Raw genomic sequence first — 17,829 nt, 5'->3', positions numbered from 1 at the left:
ATGAACATCGAGATCCTGGCCCGCACCCTGGCCACCGACTCCGCCGGCGCGCGGGCCGCCGCCCGCCTCGCCCAGACCCTCGCCGCCGGGCACCGGGTCACCGTCGTCGCCGTGCGCGGCGCCGGCACCGCGCACCCGGCGCTCAGGCTGCCCGAGCACATCGACGTCGTCGCCCTCGCCCCCGGGGTCGCGCCCGGCGACCGGGACGCCGACGACACCTCCCAGCTGGTCATCGCCGGCGACCCCGAGTTCCGGCGCTACGACCGCGCCGACGACGACCGGATCCGGAAGCACCTGGCGGAGACCGGCGCCGACGTGGTCATCGCGCTCAGCTCCGCACTCGGCGCCGCCCTGGCCCAGTGCCGCACCCCCCATGCCCGGCGCATCGCCCGCCAGCCCGCCCCGGTCGAACGGCTCCCGGAGTCGGTGCGCGCCCGCTGGACCGAGCTCTACCGCTCCCTCGACGCGGTCGTCCCGCTCACCCGGGGCGACGCCGCCGACCCCGCCTACCGGGACCTGGCCGAGGCCGGCGTCGAGGTGCGCCAGATCGCCGAACCCGTCCTGATCGCCGACAGCCCCGAGAAGGCGACCACGGGCGTGGTCGTCAGCGCGGGACGGCTCGTCTCGCACCGGCGGGTGGACCTGGCGCTCCACGCCTTCGCCCGCACCCACGAGACCCAGCCCGGCTGGCAGCTGAGGATCTTCGGCACCGGACCGCTGCGCCGCGAGACCCGGGATCTCATCACCGCGCTCGGGCTCCACGACCGGGTCCTGCTCGTCGACCGGGAGGCCGGCGAGGAGGACTTCTACGACGCCGACATCGCCCTGGTGACCGCCGAGCGCCAGGACAGCGCCCGCCCCGCGCTGGAGGCACTCGCCCAGGGCACCCCCGTCGTTGCCACGGACGTGCCCTACGGCGCGGCCGAAGTGCTCGGGGACGGACACGGCGGACTGCTGGTCCCGGCCGGGGACGTCGACGCCACGACCCGCGCCCTGGAGCGCCTCATGGCCGACGAGCAGCTGCGCGCCGTGCACCGGGGGCACGCCCTGCACCTCGCCCGGTCCGCCGGCACGGAACAGGTCGGCGAGGCGTACGACGCGCTGTTCACGGCGGTCAGGGCCGGGGTGCGCGGCCGGTGGGGCCAGCGCCGCCGGGCGGCCGGCGGCGCCCCCGCGGAGGAACGCCCCCGCCCCACCGCCGACTGCCGGATCCTGCCGAACGGTCAGTGGGAGCTCACCCTGCACGGGGTGTCCTCCACCCGCACCGTACGCGTCAAGGAACAGGGCAAGGGCCGCCAGGAGGTCGTCGACTTCCCGGCCGAGGGCGGCACCCGGGCCCGCGTCGACGTCCGCGCGCTCGCGGCGCTCGGCGAGGGCCGCGCCGACCTCTACGCCGTCGACGGCAAGGGCAAGGAACGCCGGCTGCGGTACGGACGGTGCACCGTCGGCGGGGCCCGCGACGTCGGACACCTCGGCGATCTGGAGCACTTCCACTGGGTTCTGCCGTACGCGACCGAGGGCGGCTATCTGCGCCTGCGCGTCTGGTCCCGCACGAGCCACGCCGAACTGGTCACCGTCGAGTACGGCGACACGAGCCTGTGGCTCACCGGCTGGCTCCAGGGACAGTGGCGGCTCGGCGCGGAACCGCTGCTGCTCCTGCGCCGGCGCCAGGAACCCACCGTCACCATCGCCGCCGGACGGGTCCGCTTCGAGGGCGGCTGGTTCGGCGCGGAACTGCACATGGACGAGCCCATGCGGGCCCGGCTGCTCCTCCGCGAGAACTGGGACGTCCTCATCACGGACGGCAACGGCGGGGAGCCCGTCAGGCTCGCGCGCATCGCCGACGACCAGGTGGTACGGCGCGATGTGCAGCGCTTCCCGGAACTCGTGGGGGAGGAACCCTCCGACCTGTTCGGCCCCGACGTCGGCCGCGCCGTCGTCGGACTGCGCCCCTACTTCACCGCGGACAACGAACTCTCGCTCGTGGTGACCGAGCATCACTGACAGCGGTTCCCAGAACCCCGAGCATCCCAGAGGACAGTTGTGCGGATCTCCTTCCTGCTCCACAGCATCGACAACTTCGGCGGGGTACCCCGGGCGACCAGCAGCCTGGCCTCCGCGCTCGCGGTGCACCACGAGGTCGAGATCGTCTCGGTCTTCCGCACGGCGGACCGGCCGCCCTTCGCCCCGTCCGACCGGGTGGGGCTGCGGTACCTGGTGGACCAGCGGGGCGGCGCGCCGAAGACCGCGGGCGGCCCCCGGTCCCGGATCATGCCGCGCGAGGACAGCTGGTCCGACCAGTACACCCAGGACATCGACGACCTGATCCTCGGCGCGCTCGGACGCGGCGGGTCCGACATCGTGATCGCCGCCCGGCCCTCGTTCGGCGCGTACTTCATCGCCCACGGGCGCCACGGCTACGGCCGCGTGGTCATCGACCACGAAGGCTCCATGGTGCCCTCGCAGGAGCTGCGCGACCGCACCCTGGAGCTGTACCGCGAGATGGACGGCGTCGTGTGCCTCACCCAGGCCGACGCGGACAACTACCGCCGCCAGCTCGGCGACCAGGCACCCCCGTTCGCCGCCATCGGCAACATCGTGCCGCCACCGGCCCGTCACGCACCCGTGCGCGGACTGCCGCTCATCATGGCCGCGGGCCAGCTCGTTCCGCGCAAGGGCTTCGACACGCTCATCAACGCCTTCGCCCGGGTCGCGCCCCACCACCCGCAGTGGCGGCTGCGCATCTTCGGCCGCGGTCCCGAGCGCGAACGGCTCCAGGACCTCGTCCACGCCCACGGGCTCAGCGACGCGGTCCGCCTGATGGGCGCCGTGCCGGATCTCACGGCCGAATGGGACAAGGCCGCCTTCGCGGTCAGCTCCGCCCGTCGCGAGTCCTTCGGCCTGACCCTCGTCGAGGCCATGCACCACGGACTGCCCGTGCTGGCCGCCGACGCGCCCTTCGGCCCCGGCGAGATCGTCGCGCCGGGCCGCAACGGCATCCTGGTGCCCGTCGGCGACGACGAGGCGATGGCCCACGGGATGCGCTACCTCATCGAGCAGCCCGCCGAACGCGAGCAGCTCTCCCAGGGCGCCTACGCCTCGGCCCCGCTCTACAGCGCCGAGCGCATCGCCTTCCGCTACGACACCTTCCTGCGGGAGGTCTCGGCGGCGGTCCCCCGGCCGGGCGGGGGCGTGGACACCGCCCCGGCCCCCGCGCCCGTGGGCCTGCCCGTCGAGGTACTGGTGCGCGGCGACGGCACCATCGAGGTCGGTGCCGTGCTGCCCCCGGGGACCGAACCCCCCGTGCTCCGCGTCACCCTGCGCAAGGCAGACAGCCCGCTGGCCCGCCTGGCCGCGCTCGGAACCTCGGTGGACGAGGCGACGGGCGCCGTACGCGCGGTGTACGCGATCCCCGCCGAACCGGCCGTCCTCGGCGAGGGCCGCTACGACATCGACGCCGAACTGCCGGACGGCGGACGGAGCCCCCTGACCGTGGAGAGCATCCACACCGGAGGCCTGCTGGTCCGCCGCATCGCGCCGGAGGGCCCCGCCTACTGGCCCTTCCCCTACCGCACCGCCGACGGCCACCTCTCGGTCTTCGTACGCCACCGCGCCGAGCACGCCGAGGTGACCTCCGTCGTCGTCGGCCCGGACGGCTGGCTCGTGCGCGGCACCCTGATCCTGCCGCCGGGCGGCGACACGAACGGGCTGCGCCTGGCGGCCGTGCCGCGCAAGGGGAGCGCCGCCTCCACCGTGTCCGGCCAGGTCTCCGTCGGATACGAGGGCGCCTTCGAGGCCCATCTGCCGTTCGCCGGGGTGGTCGCCGCCTCCTCGGGCGGCCACGACGACTGGGACCTGTGCCTGGAACGCGAACCGGGCCGGCCGCGCATCCGGCTCGCGCGCTTCTTCGACGACCTCCTGGAGCGCAAGCGGATCGACGTCTACCCCACCCAGCGCTGGCACCACCCGACACAGGGCGCCTCGCGCGGACGGGTCTTCTACACCCCGGGCAACGAGCTGTCCTTCACCGTCAGCCCCGACAAGTCCTGACCCCGACGTCTCCGGAGTACACGCGTACATGACCACGCACCACCGCCGCACCCGCAAGGCCGTCATCCCGGCCGCGGGCCTCGGCACCCGATTCCTCCCCGCGACCAAGGCCACGCCCAAGGAGATGCTCCCGGTCGTGGACCGGCCCGCCATCGAGTACGTGGTCGCCGAGGCCGTGCGCAGCGGACTCGACGACGTCCTCATGGTCACCGGCCGCAACAAGCGGGCCCTGGAGGACCACTTCGACCGCGCCTACGAGCTGGAGCACCTGCTGGAGCTGAAGGGCGACCTCGGCCGGCTCGGCCAGGTCCGGGAGTCGAGCGACCTGGCCGACGTCCACTACGTACGCCAGGGCGATCCGCTGGGCCTGGGCCACGCCGTCCTGTGCGCCGAACCGCACGTCGGCGACGCCCCGTTCGCGGTGCTCCTCGGCGACGACCTCATCGACGAGCGCGATCCGTTGCTCGCCCGGATGCTGGAGATCCAGGAACGGCACGGCGGCAGCGTCGTCGCCCTCATGGAGGTCCCCGACGACCGCACCCACCTGTACGGCTGCGCCGCCGTGGCCCCGCTGGACGGCGAGGCGGACGACGTCCTGGCCGTCACCGACCTCGTGGAGAAGCCCGAACCGGGCACCGCGCCCAGCAACCTCGCCGTCATCGGCCGCTATGTCCTCGCCCCGCAGATCTTCGGCGTCCTGCGCGACACCCCGCCGGGCCGCGGCGGCGAGATCCAGCTCACCGACGCCCTGCGCCGGCTCGCCCTCGACCCCGCGCTCGGCGGCCCCGTCCACGCCGTCGTCTTCGACGGCCGCCGCTACGACACCGGCGACCGCGGCGACTACCTGCGCGCCGTCGTCCGCCTCGCCTGCGAACGCGACGACCTCGGCCCGGACTTCCGCGCCTGGCTGAAGGAGTTCGTCCAGGAGGACGCCGTCCGTTAGGGGCGTGCCCGGAACCGCATACGACGAGGGCCGTACGGGACGATCCCGTACGGCCCTCGCGCGGCACCCGGAAGGGTTACGCCGGAACGCTCGCCACGCCCCGCTCCAGGAACTTCTTCCCGTTCACCCGCTCGGAGACGCCCTCGCGGTCCAGGTACGGCGTGATGCCGCCCAGGTGGAAGGGCCAGCCGGCGCCGGTGATCAGGCAGAGGTCGATGTCCTGGGCCTCGGCGACGACGCCCTCGTCGAGCATCAGGCCGATCTCCTGGGCGACGGCGTCCAGGACGCGGTCGCGGACCTGCTCCTCGGACAGGACGGAGTCGCCCTGCTTGAGGAGGGCGGCGACCTCCGGGTCCAGCTCCGGCTTGCCGGAATCGTAGACGTAGAAGCCGCGCTTGCCGGCCTTGACCACGGCGGCCAGGTTCTCGGAGACGGTGAACCGGTCCGGGAAGGCGCGGTTCAGGGTCTCGGAGACGTGCAGGCCGATCGCCGGGCCGACCAGCTCCAGGAGCACCAGCGGGGACATCGGCAGGCCGAGCGGCTCGATGGCCTTCTCGGCGACCTCGACCGGGGTGCCCTCGTCGATGACGTTCTGGATCTCGCCCATGAAGCGGGTGAGGATGCGGTTGACGACGAACGCCGGGGCGTCCTTCACCAGCACCGCGGTCTTCTTCAGCTTGCGGGCGACACCGAAGGCCGTCGCCAGCGAGGCGTCGTCGGTCCGCTCGCCGCGCACGATCTCCAGGAGCGGGAGGATCGCGACCGGGTTGAAGAAGTGGAAGCCGACCACGCGCTCGGGGTGCTTCAGCTTCGACGCCATCTCGGTGACCGAGAGGGAGGAGGTGTTGGTGGCGAGGATCGCGTGCGCCGGGGCGACGGCCTCGACCTCGGCGAACACCTGCTGCTTGACGCCGATCTCCTCGAAGACGGCCTCGATGATGAAGTCGGCGTCGGAGAAGCCCTCCGCCTTGTCCAGCACACCGGAGACCAGGGCCTTCAGGCGGTTGGCCTTGTCCTGGTTGATGCGGCCCTTGCCGAGCAGCTTCTCGATCTCGGCGTGGACGTAGCCCACACCCTTGTCGACGCGCGCCTGGTCGATGTCGGTCAGCACGACCGGCACCTCAAGGCGGCGCAGGAACAGCAGGGCGAGCTGGCTGGCCATCAGGCCCGCGCCCACCACGCCGACCTTGGTGACGGGGCGGGCCAGGTTCTTGTCCGGGGCACCGGCCGGGCGCTTGGCGCGCTTCTGGACCAGGTTGAAGGAGTAGATCCCGGAGCGCAGCTCGCCGCCCATGATCAGGTCCGCCAGGGCCTGGTCCTCGCGGTCGAAGCCGGCCGACAGGTCGCCGTCCTTGGCCGCGGCGATGATCTCCAGCGCGCGGTACGCGGCCGGGGCGGCGCCGTGCACCTTGGAGTCGGCGATGGCCCGGCCGCGGGCGACGGCCTGGTCCCAGGCCTCCCCGCGGTCGACCTCGGGACGCTCCACCGTGACGGTGCCGTTGAGCACGTCGGCGGTCCAGACGAGGGACCGCTCCAGGAAGTCCGCGCCCTCGAAGATCGCGTCGGCGATGCCCAGCTCGTGGACCTGCTTGCCCTTGAGCTGGCGGTTCTGGTTCAGCGAGTTCTCGATGATCACCGAGACCGCGCGGTCGGCGCCGATCAGGTTCGGCAGCAGGGCGCAGCCGCCCCAGCCGGGAACCAGGCCGAGGAAGACCTCGGGCAGCGAGAACGCCGGCAGCGCCTTGGAGACGGTGCGGTACGAGCAGTGCAGACCGACCTCGACACCGCCGCCCATGGCCGCGCCGTTGTAGTACGCGAAGGTGGGCACGGCGAGGCCGGAGAGCCGGCGGAAGACGTCGTGGCCGCCCTTGCCGATGGCCAGCGCGTCCTGGTGCTCCTTGAGCAGCTCGACGCCCTTGAGGTCGGCGCCGACGGCGAAGATGAACGGCTTGCCGGTGATGCCGATGCCGGTGATCGCGCCCTCGGCGGCCTCCTTCTCGACCTGGTCGATCGCGGCGTTCAGGTTCGCCAGCGACTGCGGTCCGAAGGTGGTCGGCTTGGTGTGGTCCAGGCCGTTGTCCAGCGTGATGAGGGCGAAACGGCCCGCACCGGCCGGGAGGTCCAGGTGGCGTACGTGCGCCTGGGTGACGACCTCGCCGGGGAACAGCTCGGCCGCCCCCTTCAGAAGCTCGGCGGTGGTGCTCACTTGTCGCCTCCGGCGTTCTCGAAGTGCGGGTTCTCCCAGATGACGGTGGCGCCCATGCCGAAGCCGACGCACATCGTCGTCAGGCCGTAGCGGACCTGCGGCTGCTCCTCGAACTGGCGGGCCAGCTGGGTCATCAGCCGGACGCCGGAGGAGGCCAGCGGGTGGCCGTAGGCGATGGCGCCGCCGTACTGGTTGACGCGGGCGTCGTCGTCGGCGATGCCGTAGTGCTCCAGGAAGGCCAGCACCTGTACGGCGAAGGCCTCGTTGATCTCGAAGAGGCCGATGTCCGAGATGGACAGGCCGGCCTTGGCGAGGGCCTTCTCGGTGGCCGGGATCGGGCCGTAGCCCATGACCTCCGGCTCCACGCCGGCGAAGGCGTAGGAGACCAGGCGCATCTTGACCGGGAGGCCCAGCTCGCGGGCGACGTCCTCGGCGGCGAGCAGCGAGGCGGTGGCGCCGTCGTTGAGCCCCGCGGCGTTACCGGCCGTGACGCGGCCGTGGGCGCGGAAGGGGGTCTTCAGGTTCGCCAGGGACTCCATGGTGGTGCCCGGACGCATCGGCTCGTCGGCGGTGACCAGGCCCCAGCCCGTCTCACCGGCGTCCGCGTTGGTGCGGCGCACCGAGACCGGCACCAGGTCCTGCTGGATCGTGCCGTTGGCGTACGCCTTGGCGGCCTTCTCCTGCGAGCGCACCGCGTAGGCGTCCGCGCGCTCCTTGGTGATCGTGGGGTAGCGGTCGTGCAGGTTCTCCGCGGTCATCCCCATGAACAGGGCGGACTCGTCGACCAACTTCTCCGACACGAAGCGCGGGTTCGGGTCCACGCCCTCGCCCATCGGGTGGCGGCCCATGTGCTCGACACCGCCGGCGACGACCACGTCGTACGCGCCGAAGGCGATGGAGCCGGCCGTCGAGGTCACGGCGGTCAGCGCGCCCGCGCACATGCGGTCGATCGAGTAGCCCGGGACCGACTGCGGCAGTCCGGCGAGGATCCCGGCGGTACGGCCGAGGGTGAGGCCCTGGTCGCCGATCTGGGTGGTCGCGGCGATGGCGACCTCGTCGATCTTCTTGGGGTCCAGGTCCGGGTTGCGTCGCAGCAGCTCCCGGATGGCCTTCACGACGAGATCGTCGGCGCGGGTCTCGTGGTAGATGCCCTTCGGGCCCGCCTTGCCGAACGGGGTGCGGACGCCGTCGACGAAGACGACGTCCCGGATGGTACGAGGCACGATGGCTCTCCTCCAGGGTGCGGGATGGCACTGCTGCGAGGCACGCCCGGAGGCGTGCCGCCCTCACATGCTACTAGCGGGTAACCAGACTGCCCAGTCCTTGCGCCGGGAGCGGCGAAGGTCACATGCGCGAAACGGGCCGGACGCCTTCCGGGACGATGCGCGAAAGGGCCCGGACCGCCTCCGGGGAGAGCGGTCCGGGCCCGGTGCGTCCGCTGAACGGACACCACGCGAACCTGGCGTGAATACGACCCTGGCGGCACCTCCGCCCGCAGGCGCTCAGGCCCCCGTGGCGAGCGCGCGGACCAGGAGGGGGGCCACCTGTTCGATCTGCCAGTGCCGCGCGCCGTGGCCGGCGAGCGCGTCCTCGACCGTCTCGGGCGTCAGCCGCTTCGGCGGCTCCCAGCAGACCCGGCGCACGGTGTCCGGCGTGATCAGGTTCTCCTGCGGCATGTGCAGCCGCTCGGCCAGCCCGGAGACGGCCGCGCGGGCGGCCGACAGCCGGGCCGCCGCCGCCGGGTCCTTGTCCGCCCAGGCCCGGGGCGGCGGCGGACCGGCCAGCGGCTGGCCGGGCTGCGGCAGCTCCGTGTCGGGCAGCGCCTTGGCCCGGTCCACCGCGGCCTGCCACTGCTCCAGCTGGCGCCGGCCCATGCGGTGGCCGAAGCCGGGCAGCGCGGTCAGGGCGTGGGTGCTGGACGGCAGCGCGAGCGCGGCCTCCACGATCGCCGCGTCGCCGAGGACCTTGCCGGGCGAGATGTCGCGGCGCCGGGCGACCTGGTCGCGCAGGTTCCACAGCTCGCGGACCACGGCCATCTGCCGGCGGCGGCGGACCTTGTGCATCCCGGAGGTGCGGCGCCAGGGATCCTGGCGCGGGGGAGCGGGCGGCGCCGTCGCGATGGCGGCGAACTCCTCCTGCGCCCACTCCAGCTTGCCCTGCCGGTCCAGCTCCTCCTCCAGCGCGTTGCGCAGGTCGATCAGCAGCTCGACGTCGAGGGCCGCGTAGCGCAGCCACGGGTCGGGCAGCGGGCGGGTCGACCAGTCGACGGCCGAGTGGCCCTTCTCCAGGGAGTACCCGAGGACGCTCTCGACCATGGCGCCGAGGCCGACCCGGGGGAATCCGGCGAGCCGTCCCGCCAGCTCCGTGTCGAAGAGACCGGTCGGTGTCATCCCTATCTCGCGCAGACAGGGCAGGTCCTGGGTGGCCGCGTGCAGGATCCATTCGGTGCCGTGCAGGGCCTCACCGAGACCGGACAGATCGGGGCAGCCGACCGGGTCGACCAGGGCGCTTCCCGCCCCGTCGCGGCGCAGCTGCACCAGGTAGGCGCGCTGCCCGTAGCGGTAGCCCGAGGCGCGCTCGGCGTCCACGGCCACGGGGCCGGAGCCCGCGGCGAAGGCCGCGATCACCCCGGCCAGGGCGTCGTCGGTGGCCACCACCGGCGGAATGCCCTCGCGAGGTTCGAGCAAGGGGATCGGCGCCGGGGCGACGTCGTCCGGGGGGGCGCCCCCGGTGGTTCGCAGTGAACTGTCTGCTGCGGTCTCTTGGGCGTCGGTCACGTGTCAAGGGTATCCGGGGATGTGCGGCGCCCGTCGACGGAATGATCCGTTGACGGGCGCCGATGCATGTAATCCGGCCGGATCCGCATGGCTGCGCACCGGCGGGGGCGCTGTGTCGTCGGGGGCGGGTGGACTCGTGGTCGGGTGGGCTCGGGGTCAGTGGATGATGCCCGTGCGCAGGGCGACGGCGACCATGCCGGCCCGGTCGCCGGTGCCGAGCTTGCGGGCGATGCGGGCGAGGTGGCTCTTGACGGTCAGGGCGGAGAGGCCCATGGAGACGCCGATGGCCTTGTTGGACTGGCCTTCGGCGACCAGCCGCAGGACCTCCACCTCGCGGCCGGAGAGTTCCCGGTAGCCGCCCGGGTGGCTCGGGGTGCCGGGGGGCCGGCGGTGCATACGGGCGGCGGTGGCGCCGATGGGGGCGACGCCGGGGCGGGCGGGGTGGCCGATGTTGGTGCGGGTGCCGGTGACGACGTAGCCCTTGACGCCGCCCGCCAGGGCGTTGCGCACGGCGCCGATGTCGTCGGCGGCCGAGAGGGCGAGACCGTTGGGCCAGCCGGCGGCTCGGGTTTCGGACAGCAGGGTCAGCCCGGAACCGTCGGGCAGGTGGACGTCGGCAACGCAGATGTCGCGCGGGTTGCCGACGCGGGGACGGGCCTCCGCGATGGACGACGCCTCGATGACGTCACGAACTCCGAGTGCCCACAGATGGCGGGTGACGGTGGAACGGACGCGCGGGTCGGCCACGACGACCATGGCCGTCGGCTTGTTCGGGCGGTAGGCGACCAGGCTTGCGGGCTGCTCTAGGAGAACGGACACCAGGCCTCCTGGGGAGTGGCGGGACGGCCGGCTCGGGGATGAAGCCGGGGCGAACCGTGCTTGAAGGGTCATTGACTCCTTCGGCAGGGGACCCCTGCTCCTTTAGGGGAAGATCACGATTTGGTGAGTAACAATTCGGGCAAATAGGACGCGCGATCGATTGTACGAAAAGAACGCCGGTGGCTGTGCGACATCGCGTGACGGAGCGTCACGGAGAACGCCGGCGGGGCACGCGGCCCCGCCGGCGGAACGAGGATCCGGAATCCGGACCGGTTACGGCGTCTGCGGACCCCGCCGCTGCGGCAGCGTCACCACGGCCGCGTCCACCGGACCCGACGGCGGCAGCCCGGCGATCTGGCACAGCAGATCGCCCCACGCCATCAGATGCGCCCCGGTGTCCGGCACCCCGCCGCGGCCCTCGCGCGGCGTCCAGGACGCCCGGATCTCGATCTGCGTCGCCGGCCGCCGGGTCTCCAGCGCCCCGAAGTAGTGCGAGCCCGCCCGCGTGACCGTGCCGCCCGCCTCGCCGTACGACAGCCCGCGCGCCTCCAGCGCACCGGTCAGCCAGGACCAGCACACCTCCGGCAGCAGCGGATCGGACGCCATCTCCGGCTCAAGCTCCGCGCGCACCAGCGTCACCAGCCGGAACCCGCCCTGCCAGGCGTCGTGCCCGGCCGGATCGTGCAGCAGCACCAGCCGCCCGTCCGCGAGGTCGTCCTCGCCGTCGACGACCGCCGCCTCCAGTGCGTACGCGTACGGCGCCAGCCGTTTCGGCGGACGCGTCGGCTCCACCTCCAGCTCGGGGCGGAGCCGCGCCGTGCGCAGGGCGTCCACCGCCGCACGGAACGCGGGCGGGACGGATCCACCCTCCGCGCCGCTCTGCTCGCCGGCGCCGTCGGATTGTTCGGAGAAGTGTCCCTGAGCCGCAGCCATGCGGGGAAGAGTAGGCGGAACCGGAGCCCCGCGTCCGGAAGGACACCCGTGCGGGGCCGGGCTCATTCCGCGTACATGCGAAGATTCTGTACGTGAGCGCCATTGACCGCCCCTCGGGCCAGCAGACGACGACCTCCGCCCCCCACGACTCGGTGTTCCTGAAGGCGTGCCGGCGCGAACCCGTGCCGCACACGCCGGTCTGGTTCATGCGCCAGGCGGGCCGGTCGCTCCCCGAGTACCACAAGGTGCGCGAGGGCATCCCGATGCTGGACTCCTGCACGATCCCGGACCTCATCGCCGAGATCACCCTGCAGCCCGTGCGCCGCCACAAGGTCGACGCCGCGATCTACTTCAGCGACATCGTCGTCCCGCTCCGGGCCATCGGCATCGATCTGGACATCAAGCCCGGTGTCGGCCCCGTCATCGCCGAGCCGATCCGCACCCGCGCCGACCTGGCCCGGCTGCGCGACCTCACCCCCGAGGACGTCCCGTACGTCACCGAGGCCATCGGCATCCTCACCGCCGAACTGGGCGCCACCCCGCTGATCGGTTTCGCGGGCGCCCCGTTCACCCTCGCGAGCTACCTCGTGGAAGGCGGCCCCTCCCGCAACCACGAGCACACCAAGGCCATGATGTACGGCGACCCGGAGCTCTGGGCCGACCTCCTCGACCGGCTCGCGGAGATCACCGGAGCGTTCCTCGAGGTCCAGATCGAGGCCGGCGCGAGCGCCGTGCAGCTCTTCGACTCCTGGGTCGGCGCACTGTCACCCGCCGACTACCGCCGCTCGGTGCTGTCCGCCTCCGCGAAGGTCTTCGACGCCGTCGCCCCGTACGGGGTCCCGCGCATCCACTTCGGCGTCGGCACCGGCGAACTGCTCGGCCTCATGGGCGAGGCCGGCGCGGACGTCGTCGGCGTCGACTGGCGGGTCCCGCTCGACGAGGCCGCCCGCCGCGTCGGCCCCGGCAAGGCGCTCCAGGGCAACCTCGACCCCGCCGTGCTCTACGCCCCGACCTCCGTCGTGGAGGCCAAGGCGCAGGAGGTGCTGGACGCCGCGGCCGGTCTGGAGGGCCACATCTTCAACCTGGGCCACGGCGTCATGCCGTCCATGGACCCCGACGCCCTGACCCGCCTCGTCGAGTACGTCCACCGCAGCAGCGCCCGCTGACCCGGGCGCGGGGCCGGCACGCTCAGACCGTGCCGGCCGCCCGCACCGCGGCCACCGCCTTGCGCGCTGCCACCAGGACCGGGTCCCACACCGGGGAGAACGGCGGCGCGTAGCCCAGATCGAGGGCGGTCATCCGGTCGACGGTCATCCCGGCGGTCAGCGCCACCGCCGCCACGTCCACCCGCTTCGCCGCCCCGTCACGGCCGACGATCTGCACCCCCAGCAGCCGCCCCGTGCGGTACTCCGCGATCATCTTCACCGTCATCGGCCGCGCCCCCGGGTAGTAGCCCGCCCGGCCCGTCGACTCGATCGTCGCCGTGACGAACCGCAGCCCCACCGCACGGGCGTCCTTCTCGCGCAGCCCCGTCCGGGCGATCTCCAGATCGCAGACCTTGCTCACCGCGGTGCCGACGACACCGGGGAACGTGCCGTAGCCGCCGCCCACGTTGGACCCGATGATCTGACCGTGCTTGTTGGCGTGCGTGCCCAGCGCGATGTGCCGGGTGCGGCCCGCCACCAGGTCCAGGACCTCGACGCAGTCCCCGCCCGCCCAGATGTCCTGCCGGCCCTCGACCCGCATCGACAGATCGGTGAGCAGCCCGCCGTGCGGCCCCACCGGCAGCCCGGCCGCGCGGGCCAGCTCCGTCTCCGGCTCGACCCCGATGCCGAGCACCACCACGTCCGCCGGGTACGAGCCGTTCGCCGTCTCCACGGCGCTCACCCGGCCGTCCGCCCCGGTCCGGATCGCGGTGACCGCCGCCCCGTTCACCGTCGTGATCCCCAGCCCGGCCATCGCCTCGCCGACCATCCGGCCCATGTCCGGGTCGAGCGTCGCCATCGGCTGCTCGCCCCGGTTGAGGACCGTCACCTCGAAGCCCCGGTTCAGCATGGCCTCGGCCATCTCGACGCCGATGTACCCGGCGCCGACGACGACGGCCCGCCGCCCCCGCGTACGGTCCAGCGAGTCCAGCAGGGCCTGCCCGTCGTCCAGGGTCTGCACCCCGTGCACCCCGGCCGCGTCCATCCCCGGCAGGTCCGGGCGGACCGGGCGGGCGCCCGTGGCGATCACCAGCTTGTCGAAGTCCGTCCAGTACGTCTCGCCCGAGTCCCGGTCCCGGGCGCGCACCCGCCGTTCCGCGGTGTCGATCTCCGTCACCTCGGTGCGCATCCGCAGATCGATGCCGCGGGCCCGGTGCTCCTCGGGCGTACGGGCGATCAGATCGTCCCGCTCCGCCACGTCGCCGCCCACCCAGTACGGAATGCCGCAGGCGGAGAACGAGGTGAAGTGACCGCGCTCGAAGGCGACGATCTCCAGCTCCCCGGGGTCCTTGAGCCGACGCGCCTGGGAGGCGGCGGACATCCCCGCCGCGTCGCCGCCGATGACCACCAGTCGTTCCGCCACCATGCCCGTACCTCCGACGCCCGTCCGAAAAGGCCCACGCTACGGCGCCGGGGGACCCGGGGGCGCGGCGGCGCCCCCGGGACGCGCTCACCCGCCGGCCGGCGGCGCCGCCTTCCGCCTCCGGCGGGCGGCGAACCGCCACAGGACCAGTGCGGCGGCGGCCACGGCCAGGAACGGCGCCGAGGCCCCCACGGCCATCGCCAGCCACCGCAGCATCGTCGTGAAGGCGTGCCAGCCGCCGGTCAGGGCGTCCAGGAACCCCGGATCGTCGTCGGACGCGGCGGCCGGGGACTCCGGCTCGATGAGGTCGAGGGTGACCGTGGCCATCGAGGTACGGTCCTTGAGCGAGGCCTGCTGGGCGAGCAGCGACTCCAACGCGGCCTGGCGGCTGCTCAGTTCGCCCTCCAGGGCGACCACGTCGGTGAGCTTGTCGGCCCGGTCCATCAGCGCGCGCACCCGGGCCACGCTGGAGCGCTGGGTGGCGATCCGGCTGTCGGTGTCGACGACCTGGTCCGTGACGTCCTTCGCCTCCGAGGTGCGCGACAGCAGCTTCCCGGCCCCCGACAGCTCCCGCAGCACCCGGTCGTACGCGTCCTGCGGGACGCGCAGCACGAGATGCGAGGTGGAGCGGTCGCCGTCCACCCGCTCGGTGCTCTCCTCGGCGACCAGCCCGCCCGCGTTCTGCGTCACGGTCCGGGCACTCGCCGCCGCCCGGGAGGCGCTCCTCACCTCGACGGACAGCGTCGCGGTGCGGATGACGTGGGTGGCGGCCGGTTTCGGCTGCTTCGGCGCCGCCGAGCCGGCCGCGCCCTTCGCTGAGCCGTCCGCCCGCGCGGTGTCGGCCGCCTCACCGGCGGCGGAGTCGGCCTTCCCCCGGGCCTCGGCGGTCAGGCCGCGCTTGTCGCCGTCCCCTCCGGAGTCGTCGGACGCGGCGCCGCAGCCGCCGAGCGCGAGCGCGGCGGCGAGCAGTCCGGCGGCGAGGACGATCCGGGAACGGCGGGCGGCGGACGCCGCCGGGCCGGAGCGGAGGTCGGGCACGGGATGCATAACAGTCCCCCCAGGACAGGTGGTTGATGGTGCCGGTTCGACGGATGAGGGGGCGTCAGCGGTTTCGCCCCGACGGTTTCGAAGCGGTCACGGTCAGGACTCGGACGGGGTTTGAGAGAGTGGGGGCATGCAGCGTTCAACACAGCGTGCGGACCGGGCCCCGGCCCATGTGGTCGTCATCGGCGGCGGCATCGCCGGACTCGCGGCCGCCCACCGGCTCCTCGGCAGCGGTCTGCGGGTCACCCTCCTGGAGGCGACCGCCCGGCTCGGCGGCAAGCTCATGACCGGCGAGGTCGCGGGCGTCCGGGTCGACCTCGGCGCCGAGTCCGTGCTCGCCCGCCGCCCCGAGGCGGTCGACCTGGCCCGCGCCGCCGGCCTCACCGACCGTCTCCAGCCGCCCGCCACCGCCACCGCCGCCCTCTGGACGCGCGACGCCCTGCGCCCCATGCCCAAGGGCCATGTGATGGGCGTCCCGGGCGACCCGGCGGTCCTGGGCGACGTCCTGACGCCCGAGGGCCTGGCCCGGATCGCCCAGGAACGCGAGCTGACCCCCACCGCCGTCGGCGAGGACGTCGCGGTCGGCGCCTACGTCGCGGACCGGCTCGGCCGCGAGGTCGTCGACCTGCTCGTGGAACCGCTGCTGGGCGGGGTGTACGCGGGCGACGCCTACCGCATCTCGATGCGCGCCGCCGTACCGCAGCTCTTCGAGGTCGCCCGGGGCGCCGGCTCGCTCCTCGACGGCGTCGCCCGGATCCAGCGGGAGGCGGCCGCCCGGCAGCTCACCGGCCCGGTCTTCCAGGGCATCGAGGGCGGTATCGGCACCCTGCCCGGAGCCGTCGCGGACACCGTGCGCGCGGCCGGCGGGGAGATCCTCACCGAGACCCCGGTGCTCGGCCTGACCCGTACCGCCGACGGCTGGGACGTGCGCACCGACGCCCGGGTGATCGCCGCCGACGGCATCGTCCTCGCCGCCCCCGCCTGGTCGGCGTCCACCCTGCTCGCCGCCGAGTCCCCGGCCGCGTCGGCCGAGCTGGCGGGCGTCGAGTACGCCTCGATGGCCCTGGTCACCATGGCGTTCAGGCGCTCCGACGTGGCCGGGCTGCCGGCCTTCGACGGGCGCTCCGGCTTCCTGGTGCCCCCGGCCGAGGGCCGCACGATCAAGGCCTCCACGTTCTCCACCCACAAGTGGCGGTGGGTCGCCGACGCGGCCCCCGGGCTCTTCGTACTGCGGACCTCGGTGGGCCGTTACGGCGAGGAGGACCATCTGCACCGCGAGGACGCCGACCTCGTCGCCGTCTCGCTGGCCGACCTCGCCGACGCCACCGGACTGACCGCCCGCCCCGTCGGCACCGAGGTCACCCGGTGGATCGGCGGACTGCCCCAGTACCCCGTGGGCCACCTCACCCGGGTCGCCCGGATCCGCGAGGAGGTCGCCAAGCTGCCCGCGCTGCGCGTCTGCGGAGCGGTCTACGACGGCGTCGGCATCCCCGCCTGCATCGCCAGTGCCCGGCGCGCGGCGGACGAGATCGCCCACGACCTCGGGGGCGACACGCCCCGGGACGGGGAGATCATCGCCACCCCACCCCTGGTTCAGGGCACAGGGAGCGAGGCGGGACAATAGCCGTATGAGTGCTCCTGAGACTGCGACATCCAGCAAGAGTCCGAACGCCGGAAAGAAGGCGAAGGACCTCAACGAGGTCATCCGCTACACGCTCTGGTCCGTGTTCAAGCTGCGCGACGTCCTGCCCGCCGACACGGACCGGGCCGCCGTGGCCGGCGAGGTCCAGGAGCTGTTCGACCAGCTCGCGGCCAAGGACATCACGATCCGCGGCACCTACGACGTCTCCGGCCTGCGCGCCGACGCCGACGTGATGATCTGGTGGCACGCGGAGACGGCGGACGAGCTCCAGGAGGCGTACAACCTCTTCCGCCGCACCCGGCTGGGCAGGAACCTCGAACCGGTCTGGTCGAACATGGCGCTGCACCGCCCCGCCGAGTTCAACAAGTCGCACATCCCGGCCTTCCTCGCCGACGAGAACGCGCGCGACTACGTCAGCGTGTATCCGTTCGTGCGCTCCTACGACTGGTACCTGCTGCCCGACGAGGACCGTCGCCGGATGCTCGCCGACCACGGCAAGATGGCCCGCGGCTACCCCGACGTGCGCGCCAACACCGTCGCCTCGTTCTCGCTCGGCGACTACGAGTGGGTGCTGGCCTTCGAGGCGGACGAGCTGTACCGCATCGTCGACCTGATGCGTCACCTGCGGGCCTCCGAGGCGCGGATGCACGTCCGCGAGGAGGTCCCCTTCTTCACCGGCCGGCGCAAGTCGGTCGCGGACCTGGTGGCCGGGCTCGCGTAGCGAGCGGGACCCGGTCACCCCAGCCCGGAAGATCAGACGGCGGACCGAGCGGCACCCCGTGCCGCCCGCCGGTCCAGCGACACCGGGTTCGGCTCACGGTGCGGCGCGCCTCCGGCGCGCCGCACC

General features: G+C 73.4%; 13 protein-coding genes. 6 read left to right on the top strand and 7 right to left on the bottom strand.

What is annotated here, in order from left to right; all coding sequences use genetic code 11:
* From ACFVDM_RS21245 to galU, 3 genes are read left to right on the top strand one after another with little or no spacing between them, the layout of a single operon-like run.
* A complete protein-coding gene (locus ACFVDM_RS21245; RefSeq protein ID WP_383642025.1) occupies window positions 1–2,004 on the top strand; it encodes a glycosyltransferase in 2,004 nt (667 codons plus the stop codon).
* A gap of 39 nt (window positions 2,005–2,043) precedes the next feature.
* A complete protein-coding gene (locus tag ACFVDM_RS21240; RefSeq protein WP_383642022.1) occupies window positions 2,044–4,050 on the top strand; it encodes a glycosyltransferase in 2,007 nt (668 codons plus the stop codon).
* Window positions 4,051–4,078: 28 nt separating this feature from the next.
* Entirely contained in the window at window positions 4,079–4,993 is a 915-nt protein-coding gene (gene galU, locus ACFVDM_RS21235; RefSeq protein WP_383642020.1) for a UTP--glucose-1-phosphate uridylyltransferase GalU, read from the top strand.
* A gap of 76 nt (window positions 4,994–5,069) precedes the next feature.
* Here galU and ACFVDM_RS21230 read toward each other — a convergent pair whose 3' ends face one another.
* From ACFVDM_RS21230 to ACFVDM_RS21210, 5 genes are all read right to left on the bottom strand, one after another.
* A complete protein-coding gene (locus ACFVDM_RS21230) occupies window positions 5,070–7,199 on the bottom strand; it encodes a 3-hydroxyacyl-CoA dehydrogenase NAD-binding domain-containing protein (RefSeq protein WP_383642017.1) in 2,130 nt (709 codons plus the stop codon).
* Window positions 7,196–8,422 carry a thiolase family protein gene (locus ACFVDM_RS21225; RefSeq protein ID WP_383642015.1) on the bottom strand — a complete coding sequence of 409 codons (1,227 nt, stop codon included), beginning with the start codon at window positions 8,420–8,422 and terminating at the stop codon, window positions 7,196–7,198. Before ACFVDM_RS21225 ends, ACFVDM_RS21230 begins: the two co-directional genes overlap by 4 nt.
* A 279-nt stretch (window positions 8,423–8,701) precedes the next feature.
* Window positions 8,702–9,976, bottom strand: a complete 1,275-nt coding sequence (locus ACFVDM_RS21220) for an HRDC domain-containing protein (protein ID WP_383642012.1) — start codon at window positions 9,974–9,976, stop codon at window positions 8,702–8,704.
* A 156-nt stretch (window positions 9,977–10,132) separates the two neighbouring features.
* On the bottom strand, window positions 10,133–10,795 hold the full coding sequence (locus ACFVDM_RS21215) for a response regulator transcription factor (protein ID WP_018100712.1): 663 nt from the start codon (window positions 10,793–10,795) through the stop codon (window positions 10,133–10,135).
* Window positions 10,796–11,068: 273 nt separating this feature from the next.
* The gene (locus tag ACFVDM_RS21210; protein WP_383642009.1) at window positions 11,069–11,728 is read right to left on the bottom strand and encodes a DUF3000 domain-containing protein; all 660 of its coding nucleotides are present in this window, start codon (window positions 11,726–11,728) and stop codon (window positions 11,069–11,071) included.
* Between the two features lie 92 nt (window positions 11,729–11,820).
* Here ACFVDM_RS21210 and hemE point away from each other — a divergent pair, with 92 nt between their 5' ends.
* Window positions 11,821–12,894, top strand: coding sequence for a uroporphyrinogen decarboxylase (gene hemE, locus ACFVDM_RS21205; protein WP_383642006.1), 1,074 nt, complete (start codon window positions 11,821–11,823; stop codon window positions 12,892–12,894).
* 22 nt (window positions 12,895–12,916) lie between these two features.
* Here the strand turns inward: hemE and ACFVDM_RS21200 are convergent, their stop codons facing one another.
* Together ACFVDM_RS21200 and ACFVDM_RS21195 are read right to left on the bottom strand one after the other, a co-directional pair.
* Complete coding sequence (locus tag ACFVDM_RS21200) at window positions 12,917–14,299, bottom strand: FAD-dependent oxidoreductase (RefSeq protein WP_383642003.1); 1,383 nt, start codon at window positions 14,297–14,299, stop codon at window positions 12,917–12,919.
* A gap of 84 nt (window positions 14,300–14,383) precedes the next feature.
* Window positions 14,384–15,334: a DUF4349 domain-containing protein gene (locus ACFVDM_RS21195; RefSeq protein WP_383642000.1), complete on the bottom strand. Its 951-nt coding sequence runs from the start codon at window positions 15,332–15,334 to the stop codon at window positions 14,384–14,386.
* 136 nt (window positions 15,335–15,470) lie between these two features.
* Between ACFVDM_RS21195 and hemG the strand changes: the two genes are divergently transcribed.
* Together hemG and hemQ are read left to right on the top strand one after the other, a co-directional pair.
* Complete coding sequence (gene hemG / locus ACFVDM_RS21190; RefSeq protein ID WP_383641997.1) at window positions 15,471–16,964, top strand: protoporphyrinogen oxidase; 1,494 nt, start codon at window positions 15,471–15,473, stop codon at window positions 16,962–16,964.
* A 4-nt stretch (window positions 16,965–16,968) separates the two neighbouring features.
* Complete coding sequence (gene hemQ / locus ACFVDM_RS21185) at window positions 16,969–17,703, top strand: hydrogen peroxide-dependent heme synthase (protein ID WP_383641993.1); 735 nt, start codon at window positions 16,969–16,971, stop codon at window positions 17,701–17,703.
* Window positions 17,704–17,829 lie beyond the last annotated feature (126 nt).

The sequence above is a fragment of the Streptomyces sp. NPDC057682 genome (assembly GCF_042799575.1).
Classification (GTDB): domain Bacteria; phylum Actinomycetota; class Actinomycetes; order Streptomycetales; family Streptomycetaceae; genus Streptomyces.
This window is presented reverse-complemented; position numbering and strand designations above follow the sequence as displayed.